Source organism: Corynebacterium sp. J010B-136, from assembly GCF_002967075.1.
GTDB lineage: Bacteria > Actinomycetota > Actinomycetes > Mycobacteriales > Mycobacteriaceae > Corynebacterium.
In genome coordinates this window covers 1-16,072 of record NZ_PUGE01000005.1, presented here as the reverse complement: position 1 = coordinate 16,072, position 16,072 = coordinate 1, and the positions used below count along the sequence as shown (strand labels likewise).

Annotated in this window: 18 protein-coding genes and 1 pseudogene; 3 read left to right on the top strand and 16 right to left on the bottom strand. The window is 60.9% G+C overall.

Features of this window, described 5'->3' with window-relative positions; all coding sequences use genetic code 11:
- Positions 1-54: 54 nt before the first annotated feature.
- Complete coding sequence (locus C5Y44_RS08945) at positions 55-1,662, bottom strand: hypothetical protein (RefSeq protein WP_105324624.1); 1,608 nt, start codon at positions 1,660-1,662, stop codon at positions 55-57.
- A 357-nt stretch (positions 1,663-2,019) separates the two neighbouring features.
- Here C5Y44_RS08945 and C5Y44_RS13320 point away from each other — a divergent pair, with 357 nt between their 5' ends.
- Positions 2,020-2,475, top strand: a complete 456-nt coding sequence (locus tag C5Y44_RS13320) for a hypothetical protein (protein ID WP_105324623.1) — start codon at positions 2,020-2,022, stop codon at positions 2,473-2,475.
- Positions 2,472-3,083, top strand: coding sequence for a transposase (locus tag C5Y44_RS13250; RefSeq protein ID WP_146108487.1), 612 nt, complete (start codon positions 2,472-2,474; stop codon positions 3,081-3,083). Before C5Y44_RS13320 ends, C5Y44_RS13250 begins: the two co-directional genes overlap by 4 nt.
- Positions 3,084-3,929: 846 nt before the next feature.
- On the opposite strand, the gene C5Y44_RS08920 is transcribed toward C5Y44_RS13250, so the two are convergent.
- The 13 genes from C5Y44_RS08920 to C5Y44_RS08870 form a co-directional block, all read right to left on the bottom strand.
- Positions 3,930-6,443, bottom strand: a complete 2,514-nt coding sequence (locus tag C5Y44_RS08920; RefSeq protein ID WP_105324619.1) for an AAA family ATPase — start codon at positions 6,441-6,443, stop codon at positions 3,930-3,932.
- A complete protein-coding gene (locus tag C5Y44_RS13315) occupies positions 6,440-6,607 on the bottom strand; it encodes a hypothetical protein (protein WP_158255478.1) in 168 nt (55 codons plus the stop codon). The genes C5Y44_RS08920 and C5Y44_RS13315 overlap by 4 nt, the downstream gene beginning before the upstream one ends.
- Positions 6,608-6,651: 44 nt before the next feature.
- A complete protein-coding gene (locus tag C5Y44_RS08915) occupies positions 6,652-7,203 on the bottom strand; it encodes a hypothetical protein (protein WP_146108486.1) in 552 nt (183 codons plus the stop codon).
- Positions 7,204-7,296: 93 nt separating this feature from the next.
- Entirely contained in the window at positions 7,297-8,697 is a 1,401-nt protein-coding gene (locus tag C5Y44_RS08910) for an ABC transporter ATP-binding protein (protein ID WP_233189926.1), read from the bottom strand.
- A gap of 12 nt (positions 8,698-8,709) precedes the next feature.
- Positions 8,710-9,699, bottom strand: coding sequence for an SRPBCC domain-containing protein (locus C5Y44_RS08905; protein WP_105324617.1), 990 nt, complete (start codon positions 9,697-9,699; stop codon positions 8,710-8,712).
- Positions 9,696-9,941, bottom strand: a complete 246-nt coding sequence (locus C5Y44_RS08900; protein WP_105324616.1) for a hypothetical protein — start codon at positions 9,939-9,941, stop codon at positions 9,696-9,698. The genes C5Y44_RS08905 and C5Y44_RS08900 overlap by 4 nt, the downstream gene beginning before the upstream one ends.
- 316 nt (positions 9,942-10,257) lie before the next feature.
- Complete coding sequence (locus C5Y44_RS08895) at positions 10,258-10,875, bottom strand: histidine phosphatase family protein (RefSeq protein WP_105324615.1); 618 nt, start codon at positions 10,873-10,875, stop codon at positions 10,258-10,260.
- The gene (locus C5Y44_RS13385; protein ID WP_199186021.1) at positions 10,872-11,858 is read right to left on the bottom strand and encodes a GNAT family N-acetyltransferase; all 987 of its coding nucleotides are present in this window, start codon (positions 11,856-11,858) and stop codon (positions 10,872-10,874) included. Before C5Y44_RS13385 ends, C5Y44_RS08895 begins: the two co-directional genes overlap by 4 nt.
- Positions 11,818-11,973, bottom strand: coding sequence for a hypothetical protein (locus C5Y44_RS13310; protein WP_158255477.1), 156 nt, complete (start codon positions 11,971-11,973; stop codon positions 11,818-11,820). The genes C5Y44_RS13385 and C5Y44_RS13310 overlap by 41 nt, the downstream gene beginning before the upstream one ends.
- 31 nt (positions 11,974-12,004) lie before the next feature.
- Positions 12,005-12,427 carry a hypothetical protein gene (locus C5Y44_RS08885; protein ID WP_105324614.1) on the bottom strand — a complete coding sequence of 141 codons (423 nt, stop codon included), beginning with the start codon at positions 12,425-12,427 and terminating at the stop codon, positions 12,005-12,007.
- Between the two features lie 52 nt (positions 12,428-12,479).
- Entirely contained in the window at positions 12,480-12,827 is a 348-nt protein-coding gene (locus C5Y44_RS08880) for a transcriptional regulator (protein ID WP_105324613.1), read from the bottom strand.
- Positions 12,824-13,249, bottom strand: coding sequence for a hypothetical protein (locus C5Y44_RS08875; RefSeq protein ID WP_105324612.1), 426 nt, complete (start codon positions 13,247-13,249; stop codon positions 12,824-12,826). The genes C5Y44_RS08880 and C5Y44_RS08875 overlap by 4 nt, the downstream gene beginning before the upstream one ends.
- A gap of 74 nt (positions 13,250-13,323) precedes the next feature.
- Positions 13,324-13,977: a CPBP family intramembrane glutamic endopeptidase gene (locus tag C5Y44_RS08870; RefSeq protein ID WP_105324611.1), complete on the bottom strand. Its 654-nt coding sequence runs from the start codon at positions 13,975-13,977 to the stop codon at positions 13,324-13,326.
- A gap of 76 nt (positions 13,978-14,053) precedes the next feature.
- Here C5Y44_RS08870 and C5Y44_RS08865 point away from each other — a divergent pair, with 76 nt between their 5' ends.
- Positions 14,054-14,629: a TetR/AcrR family transcriptional regulator gene (locus C5Y44_RS08865; protein ID WP_158255476.1), complete on the top strand. Its 576-nt coding sequence runs from the start codon at positions 14,054-14,056 to the stop codon at positions 14,627-14,629.
- A 142-nt stretch (positions 14,630-14,771) separates the two neighbouring features.
- Here the strand turns inward: C5Y44_RS08865 and C5Y44_RS08860 are convergent, their stop codons facing one another.
- Entirely contained in the window at positions 14,772-15,380 is a 609-nt protein-coding gene (locus C5Y44_RS08860; protein ID WP_105324609.1) for a hypothetical protein, read from the bottom strand.
- A gap of 164 nt (positions 15,381-15,544) precedes the next feature.
- A pseudogene (locus tag C5Y44_RS08855) lies at positions 15,545-16,072 on the bottom strand (IS3 family transposase); the annotation flags it as partial.

Sequence of the window (16,072 nt, the reverse complement as noted above, 5' to 3'; positions counted from 1 at the left end):
GCGCGCGTCTCAGTTCTAATCCCCAAAGGGCCCCGAGTTCAACGACACAATGCTCTAAACAGGATTCTCTATATCAAGTAGATCCAATATTGCGTAAGTATCTGAACGCCCGTCGGGGGCCAAGTGAGAAGCCTTAAACGCAATCGAAGCTGCAAAAGCTTGAGGATCCAGCCCATATTGAATGTTCGCAATGAGCAACTGATCTATGCCGTTTACGAGAAGCGGAACAACTTTCTCATCTATTGAGTCAATCCCATGCTCCACGGCCCTGCCACCATGAACAAAGAGGTTACGTTTCCGATATAACCGCTGAAACTCTCGGGCAAGAATTTTTTGCGTTCGATCAAAAACCTCACCCGGTTTCGTCAATGCAACATGCATTTTTCGGATAGCAAGACGATCCACCTCGGCTAGAAGTTCAAAATTCTCCTCGTCTTTTATAAGATTGGCCATCATTTTTGCACGCTCGGCACTCGTATCGGCTTTGCCTATCTCGTCAGCTCTAAACGACTTGCCTTTGTATGCATCAACATAGTTCCGCGCAAGCCAAGTCATTTCAGTACGAAAATAACTTGCAGCGACGACTCTCGCCATTCTTTCAGCAGCAAGACGGTCATTTTCCACAGAATCGACAAGCAATGATTCAAGCGCGACCCACCCATTTACAACAGCAACGTGCGAGTCATTGGTCTTGAGAGGTTCAATAAGTGCCAAAATATTCCGCGTCCGGTAGTTTATGTGCAAATCGTCCAGCGTATCCGCTCTTTGAAAAGCTTTAATTTTCAACGGGTGAGAAGTCCGCTTTGTTGGGAACTCAGTTCCCCTCTCTTTTGACCACATAACAGGCAGAATTGAAAATCCATTTTCTGAGCCAGCTTGAAATTTGAATGATAGTTGAGGAAGCAGCCGCTGAATCTCTGCCGCAGCTTCATTAACATCCCTTGCCTGAACCGTGAGAACGAAACCACCATAGTGTCGTACTACATCTGCTCGCGGGGCATTTTGATGTTTCCATTGCTTTAGTTGTTTTGGTGTTAACCAACCGCGAGGAGCAGGCGAAGAGTGTAGAAACTTCGGTGTACGATCAACGGGTATAGCAAAACTAAAATCCCTTGGCCTGCTCTTTGATTTTTCATCTAACTCTCGGAGTACATCTGAAAGCGTAACTTCAACGGAAGATTGTTGCTGGTCATGAATCACTTGATACACGCTGGCGGGCGGAACTCCACAGTAAATCAAATGCGAAATAATACGCTTCGCGGTACCCTCTACATCCACTTGACCAGCTCGATCTGGCTCCTCTAATAGATCCGCCCAGTTCTGTAGATAGGTCTTCTTGAGATCCTTCACATGGTATTGAGCAAGCTCAACATTGTGACTATTATGCGCACTGCTCGGATCTATATGTTTGACACAATCGTTGAGCTTCTTTTGGGTTCCTGTCACGCCATCGTCGTCGCGAAGCGCGATTTTCATATATTCCCGAAGTTGCTCCAATGCCTGCGTGCGAGTCCCCGGTATCATCACCTCGTTTAATGTTTCTTCCACGAGTTCAAGGGTTCCGGCTCGCCAGTCAAGGCGGTGCCACGGCGTGGTCCGAGATGTTAGCTCTAACATTCGTGGAACTAGGCTCCCAAGCCGTTCCGGCTTGATGGTAATCATGAGTGTGTTATCCTAAGAGTGCAAATGGGATTCACGTAACTGCAATTCTTGGGTTCGCCTAACATTCTCTTACCTGTTTTCCCATTCCAACTTCTAAGGCGCTCCCCTCCCCATGGGTCGAGCGCCTTTACTTTTCATTCGCCATGCCAATATTAACTGGTCAAAGAATATTTGGCGACGCGAACTAGGGGTAAAGCGTCTTAATGTGTGTCCGGATCGTAGTTTTTAGCCTGGCTGGTCAGCACAAACAGCAAATCTGCTGTCTGCCTGCGGCTGCACCAGCCCTTTCGGTCCGGAAATACACGCACTAGACCCAAGTTATGGTAGCTGGTATCCCCGCAGGAAAAATTATGGTGCGTGGTAAACCAACACAACACTTGCCCGCTATGCCACGGGCGAATAAAGAAAAATGGCACAACCTCAGCCGGCACACAACGATGGCGCTGCACCAGCCCCACCTGCGGCTACAGCTTCACCAACACCAGCGATACCGCGATCCAAGCCAAACGCTTCCGCATCTTCCTACGCTGGATATTGACATCAACCCCACTACATACCGTCGCCGACGACCATCATCGCAGCCGCCGTCAGCTACAACGCTGGTTCGACACCTTCTGGTACGTCACCGTACCCACCAACCTCGACCCACACCGCATCTACGAACAGGTCTTTATCGACGGGACCTACTTCGGCAACAACTGCCTACTGATCGCCTCGTCCAAAGACCACGTCCTAGCCTGGCACTGGTGCAAACATGAAAACACCTACAACTACAACCGGCTCCTCGACAAAATCCCCCACCACAAGTCGTGACCACCGACGGGCACGCAGGAGCTTTAAAAGCCATCCGCGATACCTGGCCCACAGCCCAGATTCAACGCTGCCTTGTCCACGTCAAACGCAATATTCAACAAGACGTCGGACTCAACCCCACACTCAATTCCGGCAAAGTACTGCGCTGGCTCTCACTACAACTGCTCAAGGTCGATACCCGCGCCAAAGCTGCTGCATGGACCGCCAAACTCCACGAATTCGAACACACCTACAGCACCTGGCTTAACGAAAAGACCTACGTCAAAGACATCCAACACGCAGACATCCCCACACAGTTTCGCAGCAACAAAACCTACTTCTATACCCACTACCGCCATAGGCGAGCCTGGAAACTACTAGTCAAGCTGCACAAAAAACAACACCTGTTTACATTCCTGACCGCAGTGGACGACCACGGCGATAGCGATACCGCCAGACGCAATAATCTCGCCAGCACCACAAACAGCCTTGAAGGCGGAATCAACGCCCGGGTTAAAAACCTGGCCCGCTACCACCGCGGCATGAGCCCAGAACATCAACGCACTGCCATCGACTGGTGGTGCTACCTACACACCCAATCACACCCAATGCCCCGACAACCCCGTTGAGATCGCTCGACAACAGAAGTGGTGGACGCAGCGCACTGACCAAAGTAACCGCTGCGTCCACCAACGACACGTCCTTTGACCACGACGGCACACCAGCACAGTACGACACCGGAATCGAAAGCACGCACACCAACGATATCGGCATACGCAAAGGAACCATGCGCTAACAACTAAACCCCCAGCCCAGGCCCTACGCCACGGCTAGGGGGACACACGAAATGTCACAGCACTCAACACGCCGATAAAGACACGTTTTATGTCGCTTTACCCCGAACTAGGCTCCAAACAAAATGCAAAAGGCTTGGTAGATTTTCTCTACCAAGCCTTTTACTTGTGAAATGGACGCGAAGACGGTCAAACACGGCGGATCCACTCAGCGCCTTGCCCGTGCCGCATCCCGTGTCAGGGACGGAAAGGTCCAGCGAGCCAGCGTTTCGGGAGCTGTCGACTCACGGGGAGAGATGTGTACATCGATCACGCGACGGAAGATTTCGGACGCGGACCGAGCCGAAGCCATTCGATTGTTTCACGCCGGGACATATGTCAAGGACATCGCAAGCAGCCTGAGGGTCACGAAAGCATCGGTCCGGAAGATTCTGTATGACGCAGGCGTCGCGGCTCCGCCTCGGAGAATGACCGAAGCCGAAATCAAAGATGCTGCACGTCGTTACGAGAATGGTGAGTCTCTCGCTCGTCTCGGAGAACGTTTCGGATATAGCCCGGGAACAGTTCGGTCCAAGATTGTGCGCGCTGGAGTGGAGATGCGCCCATCGTCCGTACCGCGGTCGCTTTGATGTTCATAGGCAGTAACTGCGAACCTCGGGGGTCATGTCGAGAGGCGGAAGCTTACGCCACCAGACCGTTCGTCCAGTGGGCACGGTGCGACTTCGCGATCGCACGGAGGTTCCCACGCATGACTTTGAGTTCTGTTGTGGAAGGAACATCGTCGTCATGATTGCCAGGGTTCAACACGGTTGAAAACGTGTTCCATTTCCCCTTCTCATCGTTACTCAGCGCGAATCCGCGAACAAGCGGCACGAGTTGCCCGAGGACGCTTGCTTCCGCCTCAACGTCCGCTACGGAACAGAGGGTGCCTGATTCGGTGCGTGCGGTGGCGATAATCTGCTTCGCAAGCCGTTCCGCTGCCGAGCGGTAGCTGCCACACCCTGCGCGCCTGCCCCGAGCGGTCGGAGCGTTCAGGTTGTCTTCCGCGTCGAGCATGAGCTGGCTGAACACGTCCGAAGTCTGTGTGGGCACGGTGCCTGCTTTAGGACTTGCGAGGTTGAGCTCGTAGGACACAAGTCCACGATGGTCGTGGTGACTCTTGCTCCAGTCCGCGAGCTTCCCGTCGTACGTCGTGAGTATGACTTGGACTCCGGCATCGAGGAGCTTCGTGAGGGTGTTCTGGACGAATGTGAGTCGGTGATCGGGGTCGCTGCCTGGGATGGGATCATCGAGGACGACAATGGGTGAGCCCAATAGCTCTGCTCGTGCCAGGAAGATGGAAAGCCCCAGGGCGTTCAGTTGGGAATCGCTGTATACCCCAAGGGCGTCTCGTTCGACCGGGGTTGTCCCTGCTTCGGTGTGCAGGGCGGCGATGAGGTTGACGAAGCGGTTGCCGCTGGCTTTGGATTTCACTCCGAGGAAGTCGACGAGTTCTTCTGGCCGGATCGTCAGCCACCAGGCTTTGATAGTCTCACTCATCTCGGTGAAGCGCGCGTCGAGTAGCGCTACAGAAGCTTTCTGCAGTTCTTTCTCTGCCGCTCTCACGCGTGTAAGTGCTCGATCTCGTTGCGCCACGCGGGTGAGGTCTTCACCCAGCCCGGTGACCGCGTCGAAGAGCCGCAATAGTTGGCGCTGGTAGGTGATCTCTGCTCGTTGCGTGATCACGGGAGCAACCGCTTGCTCAAGCGCACTGACTGTGACGGCGTGCGCCTGACGCTGCTGTCGGAGGGAGTGGAGCTTGTTGTCGAGGTCAGCGAAGTCAGGAGCAACTTCTGGTAGCGGCTGCCGTCGCTGGACAGCGGATCTGAGCGCAATCAGCGCTTCACTGGCAGCCTGTGTATCGGGCGTGAGTGAGCGCATGTCAGCTGCGATGCTTCTGGCGCTCGCGTAGCTGTCACGAACAAGATCCGCGTCGAGTCCCCACGCGTCAAGTTTGGTTGCTAGAGGCGAGATCTCAGGCTCGGGCGCGTCTGCAGCTTGCGGCACCCCGGTCGTGACATAACGGGTGACAACAGTGAGAACGTCCTGCGCACGGTCGATGGCGGCGAGCGTCTCGGCCGCGATCTGATCGAGATTCGTGGCGCTAGCCAGTTCTGCTCGCAGCGCTTCGATGCGGGCAGGTGTTAGCGCTTCTGGGGTAGCGCACACGGGGCAGTCCACTGGTGCGGAGGCGTCGGCGATCTCATCGACCTGGAGCACGGCCGCCAGGATCGGCTGGAGTCGCGCGACCTCCGCGTCGACTGCCGAGAGGACCTCGGCGTATTGCTTTGTCTCGGGTGCGACAAGGTCGAGGGGCGGTATCGGCTGCGCACGCAATCCAGCGATCGGAAAAACGGCTTCGCTCTTCGCGCTCACCCGCGACTCAAGGGCTACCTTGGCGTCAGCGAGTGACGCGTGCGTATCGCCGGTGACGATCTCGGCTGCGTCTCGCAAGGCATCGCCGATGGCGGCGGCGAGATCGTTGGGTGATTCTGCTGTCCGTGCGATAGAGCTGAGCCGCTTCTGAAGGTCGACAAGTTCTTCGGGAAGGGTCGCGACCTGCTGCAGCCAGTGTCCGTCGGGTTCTTGCTCCAGTTGCTTCCGGCCCTCGGCGACTCGCTCTCTGAGAAGGTCGAGGTCGCTGAGCGAGAGAAGAGACTTGAAGTAGGCGACTCTTTGCTTCGGCTCGGTGGAAAGCGCGTGGCGAAGTATGTGTTGCAGGAGGACCGGCGCGCTCACGGGCGGGTCTGCCAGCGAGAGCCCGATGCTGGACAGGTCCTCCGCGTCGTCGCCATCGATCAGAACTACGCTGTCGCACTCCGCTCCGCGGCCAAAGTCACCGGTGAGGTTTCTCCGAGCGGTGTGGAGGGAGCCGTCTCCAATCCGGACGACAGCTTCAACGTAGACCTGCTCACCTGCGGGGAGGTGAGCGTTGCGGAGGCTGTCGTTATATTCGGCTTTGGCGCCGCCAAGGAGGTCTCTGCGGCTACTGCGGCCCGAGATGAGGAACTCGATCGCTTCCGCGAGACTAGTCTTGCCCTGGCTGTTCGCACCGTGGACGACTGTTACGGGCGCGTCGAGTTCGAAGCGCGCAGCATCTGTACCGAATGCTCGGAATCCTCGTACCTCCAGCGATACGATCCTGGTCTGTGTCATGACGTGCGCCAGGTTTCGATGAGCGTGCCGATGGCCGTATCGACTTCGTCCACCGATGATGCTGCGCTGGCTGCCGCAACGATGGCACGGGCATCGTTCTTTGGCTCGGTAGCGCCTTGGAGCATCTCAGCCAGAGGCTCCGCATTGGGCAACAGGTCGGACATGCTGCCGATTCTACTGTTCTGTCGGGCGGCCAAGCGCCTGCGTCTCACCGGGACGGGACGTTTCCTGGATGGACATGCGAGGAGGCCGAGACATGGGTGTCGCAAAGCCAGTAGTTTTGCCCCGTATGACGTTCCCGACCCGCAAGGCAGCCAAGGATTGGGTTCGGGACGAGATCAAGGATCACTACGACCTCGAAGAAGTCGTCACCGATCCGCTCCATGTGGCCGTGCTCCACGGTACGCCCGCCTCGCCGCAGCACTACCCGCGGGGCCGAGGACGGCCTACCGCTCCACGAGGATAGGCGCAGGGTCCGCACCAAGACCACTTCGTCGATGTCCGGGACGGGGATCACGCGGGCTCTCAGCACGTACCGTACCTCGAGGCGGCCGGCGACCTCCTGTGCCTCGACGAAGCGGCAGAGCAGCGGCGCGCCGACGAGCAATCTGACGAGCGCGATGACGCCGATGATCGCAGGCGCGAGGAGGATGTCCAGTGGCGAGTCGGCGGTGAGGCACGCGATCCCGACCCAGAGAGCGCTGATGACGAGCGCGGTGCCCAGGACCGCGAGGAACGTGCGCCCGGCTCTCACCGACAACAGAGGCGCCCTGCACCAGCAAGCCCGAGGGCGAGGCCGACGAACATTCTCCGCCATCCTGGGCCTTCTTCAAGCTCTCGCCCCGCACGCCGCTTATGACGGTTCATCCTCGATGTGCAGACGACCGAGCGGGCGCGCTTTGAGCGCGTCGATGTTCTCGTCGTAGGCGATGCCGGACCTGACCTCATCAATGCTCAACCGATCATATGGAACACCGTTCAGTTCGAGTCGCCCCGAGGTGGGGTCGATGAAGCGCAGCAACAGCGAGAAGACCGTTGTCCTTCCCGCTCCGGACGGGCCGACGAGCGCGACGTGCCCCTTGCGTGGGATGGCGAGAGTTACGTCGCGCAGTGCGGGGGCTTCTGCGTCGGCGTAGCCCGCTGTGACTGCACGGAGCGCGAGGACCGGGGCATCGGGGGTGCTCGGGTGGGTAGATGCATCGGCGGGTCGAGCGTGCGTGTTCTCGAGTTCGAGGTGTTCGGTCTCACGGATGCGCGCGGCGGCGGCGAGACCTCTCTGGAGAGTCGCGAATGCCTCCGACAGTGAGGCGATCGGGTCAACGATGTTGAAGGCATAGAGCAGGAACGCGACGAGAGTGGAGACGGCAAGCTCGCCGAGTGCGACGCGTCCTGCACCAAGACCGAGGATGACGATGATCGCCAGCTGCATCCCGCCGCCAGCGACCGCCCACGTCAGTGCTGAGAACCACACCGAACGGATAGCGTGCCGGGCAGATTCTTCGGCTTTCGTGTTCACTCGTGCGATCTCGCGGTGCTCGGCGCGGCTGGACTTCACCGTACGCAGGGCTCGCACCCCGCCCTCCAATGTCGCACCGAGGTCTCCGATGGCGTCCTGTGCACGTTTATCGGCTTTACCGATCTGCGGGACGAGCACACCGAACAATGCGCCGACCACGACCAGTGCGAGGAGCGTGGTCAACAGGAGAGGCCAGTCGAGGATCGCCATCAACACGATGGTTCCAACCAGTGACACCAGGCCGTTGATGAGTTGCACGAGACTGTTCGTCGTCGCCTCCCGCAAGAGCAGCGTGTCACTGGTGACGCGGGTGACGAGTTCGCCGGTGCGGAAGCGCTGAATCTGTTCCAGTTTCGCCAGGAAGAACCAGCTGACCAGGCCACGGCGAGCATCCAGCACGATGCGCTCTGAGAGCCTACCCAGCAGCACGCTCTGGGCGAGGTTCGCGATGATTCCGACGATCAGGATCAGCACCAGGATTGTGATCGGGCCGGCGAGGTCGAGATCGGTGCCGAGCGAGTCGAGCACCCACTTGGTGACCATCGGTGTCGCAAGCGTGATCGCCGTTGCGAACAACCCCAGCAGCACGCCGACGATAAGGGTTCGCAGATGCGGACGCGAGTACGACCACAACAGCGCGATACCTTCACGGAACGGGACCGCAGGGCTGCCCGACTTCGCGTCGTCGATATCGTCAATCGGAGATTCAGAGGAGGTCATCGTGTCTTTCGTGATCATCTTTAGTGCGCTTTAGCGGAAAGCGCGGCTGATGGCGCTGCCGGTCTGGAACAGGTGAAGCCAGACCATGAGTTTCTGCAACGGACGCAACGGCACACCGATCAAGCGCCGCCATCCCGTGCGCCTGGCCCATGAGGTGGTGATGGTGACCTGCGTGCCACCGGTCGTCGGCGCAAGCGTGAACTCGGTGAGGATCGGACGACTCTGCGGCGCATCCGGATACTCGAAGCTCCACGCCACCTTGTGAGGGCATTCTGCGGTCACGAGTTCGATGAGGCGACGACGGAAAAGTGGCTTGATCTTCAGAGGCTTCCCGTCCTGGCGTGCTTCGGGCGCTCGGCCTTTCCACACCGCGCCAGGGCGCCCCTCCTGGTCCGAAAGCTCGATCGAGCCGACGCTGACCTCCCACTCGGGCACGCGCACAGGATCGGCAAGGAGGTCCCAGACCTGTGCGGCTGGGGCGGGGACGAATGTCTCCTGCGTGCCGGTAGTCCGGCCCTTCGCCACGCTCGGCTCAGGCGCTGCCGCCACACCACCTGCGACGCTCCGGTCGAGGCGTTCCGAGACTTCCTGCGGCGTCGCATCGAGTAGGTGCAGAATATCCGCGATCAGGCCACTGGGCTCGGCCAGCAGCTCACGGAGCACCGCCGCCGCACTGCCATCCCGACTCTTCCCGCCCGCACGCCCGATCAAGTCAGCGGCGCGCTGCTTCAACTCGTACCCATCGGTCTCGTGGAACACGATCCGTCCAGGATCGGGCAGCACAGCCCGCACGCCCAGGGACGCCAGCTGCGCGTCATGCTGCTCGCGCACCGCCCGGCGCGCATCATCGATGCCGATCCCCATCTCCCGGAGCACGCGTCCTGCGACCTGATCCGACAGCACGAGCGCAAGGAAGAGATGCTCAATGTCCGCTTCCCGGAGCCCCTGCCGCGACGCTTCTTCCAGCGCCGTCAAGGACAGCACCTGACTCGTCTGCGCGGCCTGAACGAACTTACTCATGACTTCCTCCTGGCAATCGGGATCGAGGGATCGACCCTCTTGGAATGCTTCTTGTGCGCGGCCTGACGGCTCACCCCAAGCGCATCGGCGATCTCCTGCCACGTCATCCCCGCCCGCAACGCAGCCTCAACCTGCCGCAACTCCAACGTGTCCGCAAGCACCCGCAACGACGCGACCGCCCGCAACCCCGCCCTCGGATCAGTAGTGTCCTCCGCGACCTCGGCGACCTGTGAAGACTCCATACTGTCAACCTACGTTGCACAGAAACGTCTGTCAACCTGAGTTGCAAGACGTGGGCATCGCCAGCAGGGAAGAAGCGGTAACGCGGAACTTACGCACGCCTAGACGAAGGGGCCTGTCGAAATCGTCGTCGTCTTCTGCCACGAGTTTCTCCCGGAGCCGCCCAGCGCGCCCTCTGTTCGAGCACGAGAACACGACCCCGCCACCGGTGGGTAGACAACAACGACGTTGCCTTAACCGGATTCTGAGACGGCTTCACAGAGCGTCGGGAAGGGTGGGTAGCTTTCGGTCGGTGCGACCGAAATGGAGCTCGGGCGGTTAGGGCACCGTGTTCAACTCGACCAGGATGCGGTTATGGAAATAGTCGTCTTCCCGCAGCACGGTGATCCCACCTGGTACGGAGCGCAGTCGCATGTGCCCGAGCGCATCAATGGGCAGGCGCAGGAATGCCGCCGCGATGAAGGTGAGCGCACCACCGTGCGTGGAGATGATCTGATGCGCGCATTCGCGCGCCAGGATCTCGTCCATGGCGTCATAGACGCGGGTGGCGAACTGGTGCATCGTCTCGGCCCCGTCGATCCCTTCGTCATGGCGTAGCCGCTCACCATGAGCCAGCGGGGTGCGAAAGCGCGCATCCAGCCACGCCTGCGATCTGCCTTCCGCGGCACCGTACGACTTCTCCCGTAGCCGCGCATCGAACACTGGCGGCACGGCGAGATATCGGCAGATCGCTTCCGCGGTCTGCGCGGTACGCCGCAGGTCGGAGGAGAACACCTCGACCGGCTCTCCGGCAGGGACACGCTTGGCCAGTGTGGCGCCGATCCTCTCTGCGGCCTCTAGACCGGTGTGGGTGAGTTCGGAGTCGTGCCAGCCCCCGACGAGCTCATGCACGTGGTGTGTGGCCTCGGGATGGGTGACGACGCACAGCGTCCTCATGCGGTCTCCTCCTGAGCTCTCGGGTTCTCTGTAACGGGCAGGCCGCTGAGGTGCTCGTGGGTCAGTCGCCACCCTTGGCCGGTGCGGGTGAACACGTTCGTGGCGCGCCCGGCTCCCGAGCGTAGCGCCCCGTCCAGGGTCCCGGACCAGCGATACGTGTACACGGCCACCGCGGCGTCGGCGCCGTCAGCGACCCACGAGGTGTCCTCAGCCCAGTACCGCTCATCAGGGATCGCTGCCCAGGTGCTCTCGAAGTAGGCCCGGACTTCGGTGAGGCCGACGCAGGTCGCGTCACCGAAGAAGTAGACCGCGCCGGGGGTAAGGATCTTTTCGACCTGATCGAAGTCATGCGTGTTGGTCGCCTTCAGGTACTCACTCAGGGCGACTTCGGCGGAAGCGGGGAACGACGTTACATGGCCGGGTGGTCGTTCGATGGCTGCGCGCATCGTCCACACCGGTGGGCCATCAGTTCCTGGGATGTGCGCGGTGACACGGAAACCATGACGTTCATACAGGCGGACATTGCGCGGGTCCGAGGTGTCGAGCACCACCTGCTTCCCACCCCGGTCGGCGACCTCGGCCAGCGCGAAGGTCAGCAGCGCAGTGGCGATCCCGCGTCCTTGCCGGTCCGGGCGTACGCCGAGAGTCTCCAACCGCCATGCGCCTGCCGGCGGTTCACCAGGAGCGATCCTGTCGATCCGGTCCCCATGCAACTGGAGGATCTGCTCGATCATCTCCGTATCCGGTTCAGGAGCGGTCGGAGGCAGGAGCACGATGACCCCTGCCAGGTCCTCGGTCACGGCGACCAGGCCGTGCGCGTGCGCGTAGCCGAGATAGAGACGCTGCAGCTGACGCAGTCGTGCGGTGTAGTCGTTCTCGGGGATGACGTGCCGGGTCCACGGGTAATCCTCGAACGCAGAAGTGAGCGTATCGGCGGCCGGATCAAGATCGCTTGGGCGGGCTAGGAGGATGGAGGTGCTCATCGGTCACTTTCTTGAGGGTCTGCGGTGCTGCTGGGTCGGTAGTGCCGGAGCCGATGATGGCCTGGGTCGCCAGGTGGCGTGCGAAGGCATCACGGCCGGTGTCGGTGATCGCCACCCAGGTACGGGTGCGTCGGCCTTTTCTTAAGTCAGGGGCTTCGGTCAGCCGGATGAGGCTTGATCAAACGCGTCAGCGAGGAGGCCGTCATGATCAGGCCGGTCGCCGTCGTGATCCAGGCCAGCGCGGCGAAAGGCACAGGGCGCTCACCGCCGCCACCGATGATGAGTGCCACGCCGAGCGCGCAGAGGACAAGTCCCGATCCGCAGTAGGTCAGAGCATGAGCGGGTTTGCGACGCCCGCGCCACCAGCTGAACACCAGTGCGCCCAAGGCGATGGCGCCGAGGACGACTCCGGCGTAGGAGATCAGCCCCATCAGCCCCTCAGGATCGTCAAGGACCTGCAACCGTTCCGAGCCGGGGAGCTTCAGATCGCCTTCTGCGTTGAGGACGGCGAGCCCCGCGATTCCCGCGGTCAGGATGAGCGTGCTCGGCCATATCGTCGCTGAGCTCATCCCCGGAAGACGTGGCTCTTCCAAGCGAGGTTCTTCAGGTCGTGCCGTGTCATCATGCGGGAGCTGGTGTGTCATCGGGCTTCTCTTCTCCACGTGAGGTCTGGGTGCCGGCTTCGACGATGGCCTGCAGGGTCGCAAGGTGCTGTTCGAACGCCTCACGCCCGATCTTGGTGATCCTGACCCAGGTGCGGGTGCGACGCCCGACCGCCTCCTTGCGGACGCTCACCAAGTCCGCCTCCGACAGCACGGTCAGGGCCTGGGAAAGCGTGGAGTCACTGACCTCCAACAGGTCAGCGAGGAACCGGAAATCGACGTCTTCGAGGTTGCGCAGCGCGGCCAGCAGCGAGAACCGCACCGGGGAGTGGATGAGTGTGTCGATGTCCTTGCGGGGATGGCTCATCGCCGCGAGCTCGCGAACACGCAGGCCAGGATCGGTGTGACCGAAACCATGCCGGCAAGCACCCACCACCACGGCGAAGACGCGCCGAACAGCTGAAGCGCCGGGTCGAGCATCAGCGTATACAGCGCGAACCACGTCGCCACCGCGATGCCCACGTTCCGCAGGCCGTGCCGCGGCGCGGACTGCCGGTGCTGGAGCGCGATCATCCAGATGCACAGCGTGACCAGCAGGAACGGCGCGAACGCCTTCCAATAGTCCACTCCGGCCACATCGATCGACACGGTGAACGCTAGCGCGTACACCGCCTGCATGACCACGAACACACGGAACCACCGCACCGCGCGCCGCGCGCCCGTCTCGGCTTTTTCGCCCACAGCGACCAGACGAGTTGCATCATCAACAGAGAACTTCTTATCAGGCATGCAATTACTTTATCAGACATAAAGTCTGTCTGACCAACCGGCCAGGCGCGCCGCCCTGAGGATGCCGGACCTCGCTAGGGACAGTTCGCGCGCGATAGCTCGTGACCCGCCGGTACAGGTTGCGGCGCGCCCCACCTCTCACTGACCGCACTCAGAAGGAGCCATGGCTCGATGATGAGATTGATGACGATGTGCGCAACGATCACCGGGAGCGCGTTGCGATCCGCGAGAAGGTAAGTCACCCCGAGCGCCGCCCCGAGGACGGTGGTAGCGGTGATGACGGGAAGGATGATCCGCGCATCGCGCGAGAACAGCACCCACAAAGAATGTGCGGCACCGAAAGCCACTCCGGTCCCGAGGACTTGCAGGAAGCCGGCTGCGCCAAGGGCATCAAGCCAGTCCATAAGGAACTTCCGGAATATCAGCTCCTCTAGCGTTCCGCTGACCAGCGCCAGCGGAACGGCAAGGAGCTTCAGGCCGGTGAGCTCTGTGGCGTGCTCCCTCACGAAGGGGACCGCCCAGAATGTATAGGTGACATAAGTGATGGCGATGACCGTCGCCATCCCCCAGGCCCATGGGATCAAGCCCGCGGATTGGCCGATCCCGAGGAGATCAGCAGTGAAGCGTACAGGATCGCGAAGCAGCCAGAGCGTCAGCGGGATGGCCATGCCCGAGGTCGTGCCCACAACGAGGAGCCCCGTGACGTGACGGGCCGAGAGTTTGAACATGGGATCCTTCCGGAGGCGCTAAATATTGTAGTACAGTCGTACCATAATAGGGATGGGTACAGGCAAAGGAGACTCGATGCCAAAGATCGTTGATCACGATGCACGCCGGACGGCGATCTCACGCGCCGTTGCCCGGGTGATCGAACGCGACGGCATCCATACCGTATCCGTGCGCACGGTTGCCGCCGAAGCGGGCATACAGCCGTCCACGCTGCGGCATTACTTCCCCAGCAGCGACGGCATGCTCGCCTCGACCATCCAGTTGCTCCGCGATGATCAGGCTGAACGACTCGCCACCCTCACGCCGACTGGCAGCACACGAGACGACATCCGACAGGCCTGGCTTCACGCACTCCCACTGGACGACACCCGCCGCACCGAGGCACACGTCTGGCTCGCCATCACCGCAACAGCGCGAACCCCGGAACTCCGAACAATCGTCCAAGAGATCAACGACGGGCTTCAGCACCTGTGCCAGGTCACCGTGCACGCCTTCGCTCCGCGTGCCGACGTCGCACGCGAAGCCACCCTGCTACGGGCCTTCACCGACGGCCTCACGCTCAACGCGATCACTGCCCCCAAGACCTTCACCCCCGACAGCATCACCACCGCACTCGACACCTACCTAGCCCGCCTCGCCGTGCTTGCATGACCATCCACCTCCCGCCAAGAGCACAGTATGACGCGTGGGTCTGATGCAGGAACAGGGGACTTCGTACGGGTATGAGGTGAGCCAGCGGGGCAGCATCCTGAGGTAGTGAGCGAAGTCGTCGACGCAACGCACTATTCAGCCGTCACCGCTGCACCCCTTCCCGAGTCATCGCTGATGGAGCGTGGGACGAGGCGGGCTCAGCGGGCTCGGCGAGAAGCGTTTCGATGCGTTCCCGGTCGATGCGGTGTTGCGTGTTGTCCGATGCCGGACCAAGCAAGCTCGTAGGGGTGTCGATTCCGTATCGGTCCCGGTAGGCGACGACCGCGCGGAGCGTTTTCTCCCATCGCTCACGTGCGTTCGTGCTTTCTCTCGGCACGGTGCCAAGGCTCTTCATCCAGGCAGGGCGGGTCGTGACGGCTTCCTCTGCAAGGGCTTCTGCTCGTTCCTCGATGTGTTGCCGGAGTTCATCCAGAGCATGTCTCATATCGGCGGGCATGGTGCCGGTGGCTTCAGGGATGAATCCCGTGATGAACCGGCGACGCTGGCTGGTGCGGCGTCCGGGCGTGGTGCGGGTCGCAAGCTGCTGGATGCGGTGACGCAACAGGCTCGCCGGATCGTCCGCGCTGCTGACGGGGCCAGCTTTGAGCGCGCGAGTGATGAGGCGCTCGGGCTGATGACAGGTGGCCTCTGCTCGGCGGAGCGTAGTCACGATCGATCCGAACGTCTCGGAGTCGGTGATCTGCGCCAGCACGTCAGATTCGAGCCCTGTGCCTTCCAACAGCTCGGTGATGTGCTCGGCTTGAGCTTCTTGCGCGATCGTCTCGTACTGATCGGCGAGGTGCGCAATCGTCGCCCATGTTCGCTGCTCGGCCTCGATGGTCGGGCCCTACCCCGGTTCGTGGACACGGGGGTTGTTTACGCTGCGAGCGCGAGCTTATCGGAGTGGGTGCGTTCGTAGGTGTTCGGGGGCTGGTAGCGGCACCAGGAGTGGCGGCGCCTGGTGTTGTAGCGGGTCAGCCAGCGGAACATCTTTCGACGGCAGGACAAGTTCGTCGGTGAAGCACGCAGCGTCCCGGAGGACTTCGCGCTTCGCTGTCGCGTTGAAGGACTCCGCCATCGCGTTGTCGGCGCTGGAACCGACAGCTCCCATCGACTGGGTCAGTCCGAGCTGGGCGCAGAGCTCGGCGTATGCCTTGGAGGTGTAGACCGAGCCGTGGTCGCTGTGGAAGATCGCGCCGGCCAGCGATCCACGGGTCGCGGCAGCGGCCTTGAGCGCATCAGCGACGAGCTCAGTACGCATATGGTCCGCGATGGCCCAGCCCACCAAGCGGCGGCTGAAGCAGTCGATCACCGTGGCGAGATACAGGGACCTGACCCCTGTTTGGTAGACATCTAGATTCTCGGCCGTTAGGGCTGGGAGGAAAGGTATTCTACCTACTATGC

Bases quoted from the DNA above. Each gene is read 5' to 3' on its own strand.
- C5Y44_RS08945 (WP_105324624.1), bottom strand. From the start codon at position 1,662: ATGATTACCATCAAGCCGGAACGGCTTGGGAGCCTAGTTCCACGAATG.
- C5Y44_RS08920 (WP_105324619.1), bottom strand. From the start codon at position 6,443: ATGACACAGACCAGGATCGTATCGCTGGAGGTACGAGGATTCCGAGCA.
- C5Y44_RS13315 (WP_158255478.1), bottom strand. From the start codon at position 6,607: ATGTCCGACCTGTTGCCCAATGCGGAGCCTCTGGCTGAGATGCTCCAA.
- C5Y44_RS08910 (WP_233189926.1), bottom strand. From the start codon at position 8,697: ATGATCACGAAAGACACGATGACCTCCTCTGAATCTCCGATTGACGAT.
- C5Y44_RS08905 (WP_105324617.1), bottom strand. From the start codon at position 9,699: ATGAGTAAGTTCGTTCAGGCCGCGCAGACGAGTCAGGTGCTGTCCTTG.
- C5Y44_RS08900 (WP_105324616.1), bottom strand. From the start codon at position 9,941: ATGGAGTCTTCACAGGTCGCCGAGGTCGCGGAGGACACTACTGATCCG.
- C5Y44_RS08895 (WP_105324615.1), bottom strand. From the start codon at position 10,875: ATGAGGACGCTGTGCGTCGTCACCCATCCCGAGGCCACACACCACGTG.
- C5Y44_RS13385 (WP_199186021.1), bottom strand. From the start codon at position 11,858: ATGAGCACCTCCATCCTCCTAGCCCGCCCAAGCGATCTTGATCCGGCC.
- C5Y44_RS08885 (WP_105324614.1), bottom strand. From the start codon at position 12,427: ATGAGCTCAGCGACGATATGGCCGAGCACGCTCATCCTGACCGCGGGA.
- C5Y44_RS08880 (WP_105324613.1), bottom strand. From the start codon at position 12,827: ATGAGCCATCCCCGCAAGGACATCGACACACTCATCCACTCCCCGGTG.
- C5Y44_RS08875 (WP_105324612.1), bottom strand. From the start codon at position 13,249: ATGCCTGATAAGAAGTTCTCTGTTGATGATGCAACTCGTCTGGTCGCT.
- C5Y44_RS08870 (WP_105324611.1), bottom strand. From the start codon at position 13,977: ATGTTCAAACTCTCGGCCCGTCACGTCACGGGGCTCCTCGTTGTGGGC.
- C5Y44_RS08865 (WP_158255476.1), top strand. From the start codon at position 14,054: ATGCCAAAGATCGTTGATCACGATGCACGCCGGACGGCGATCTCACGC.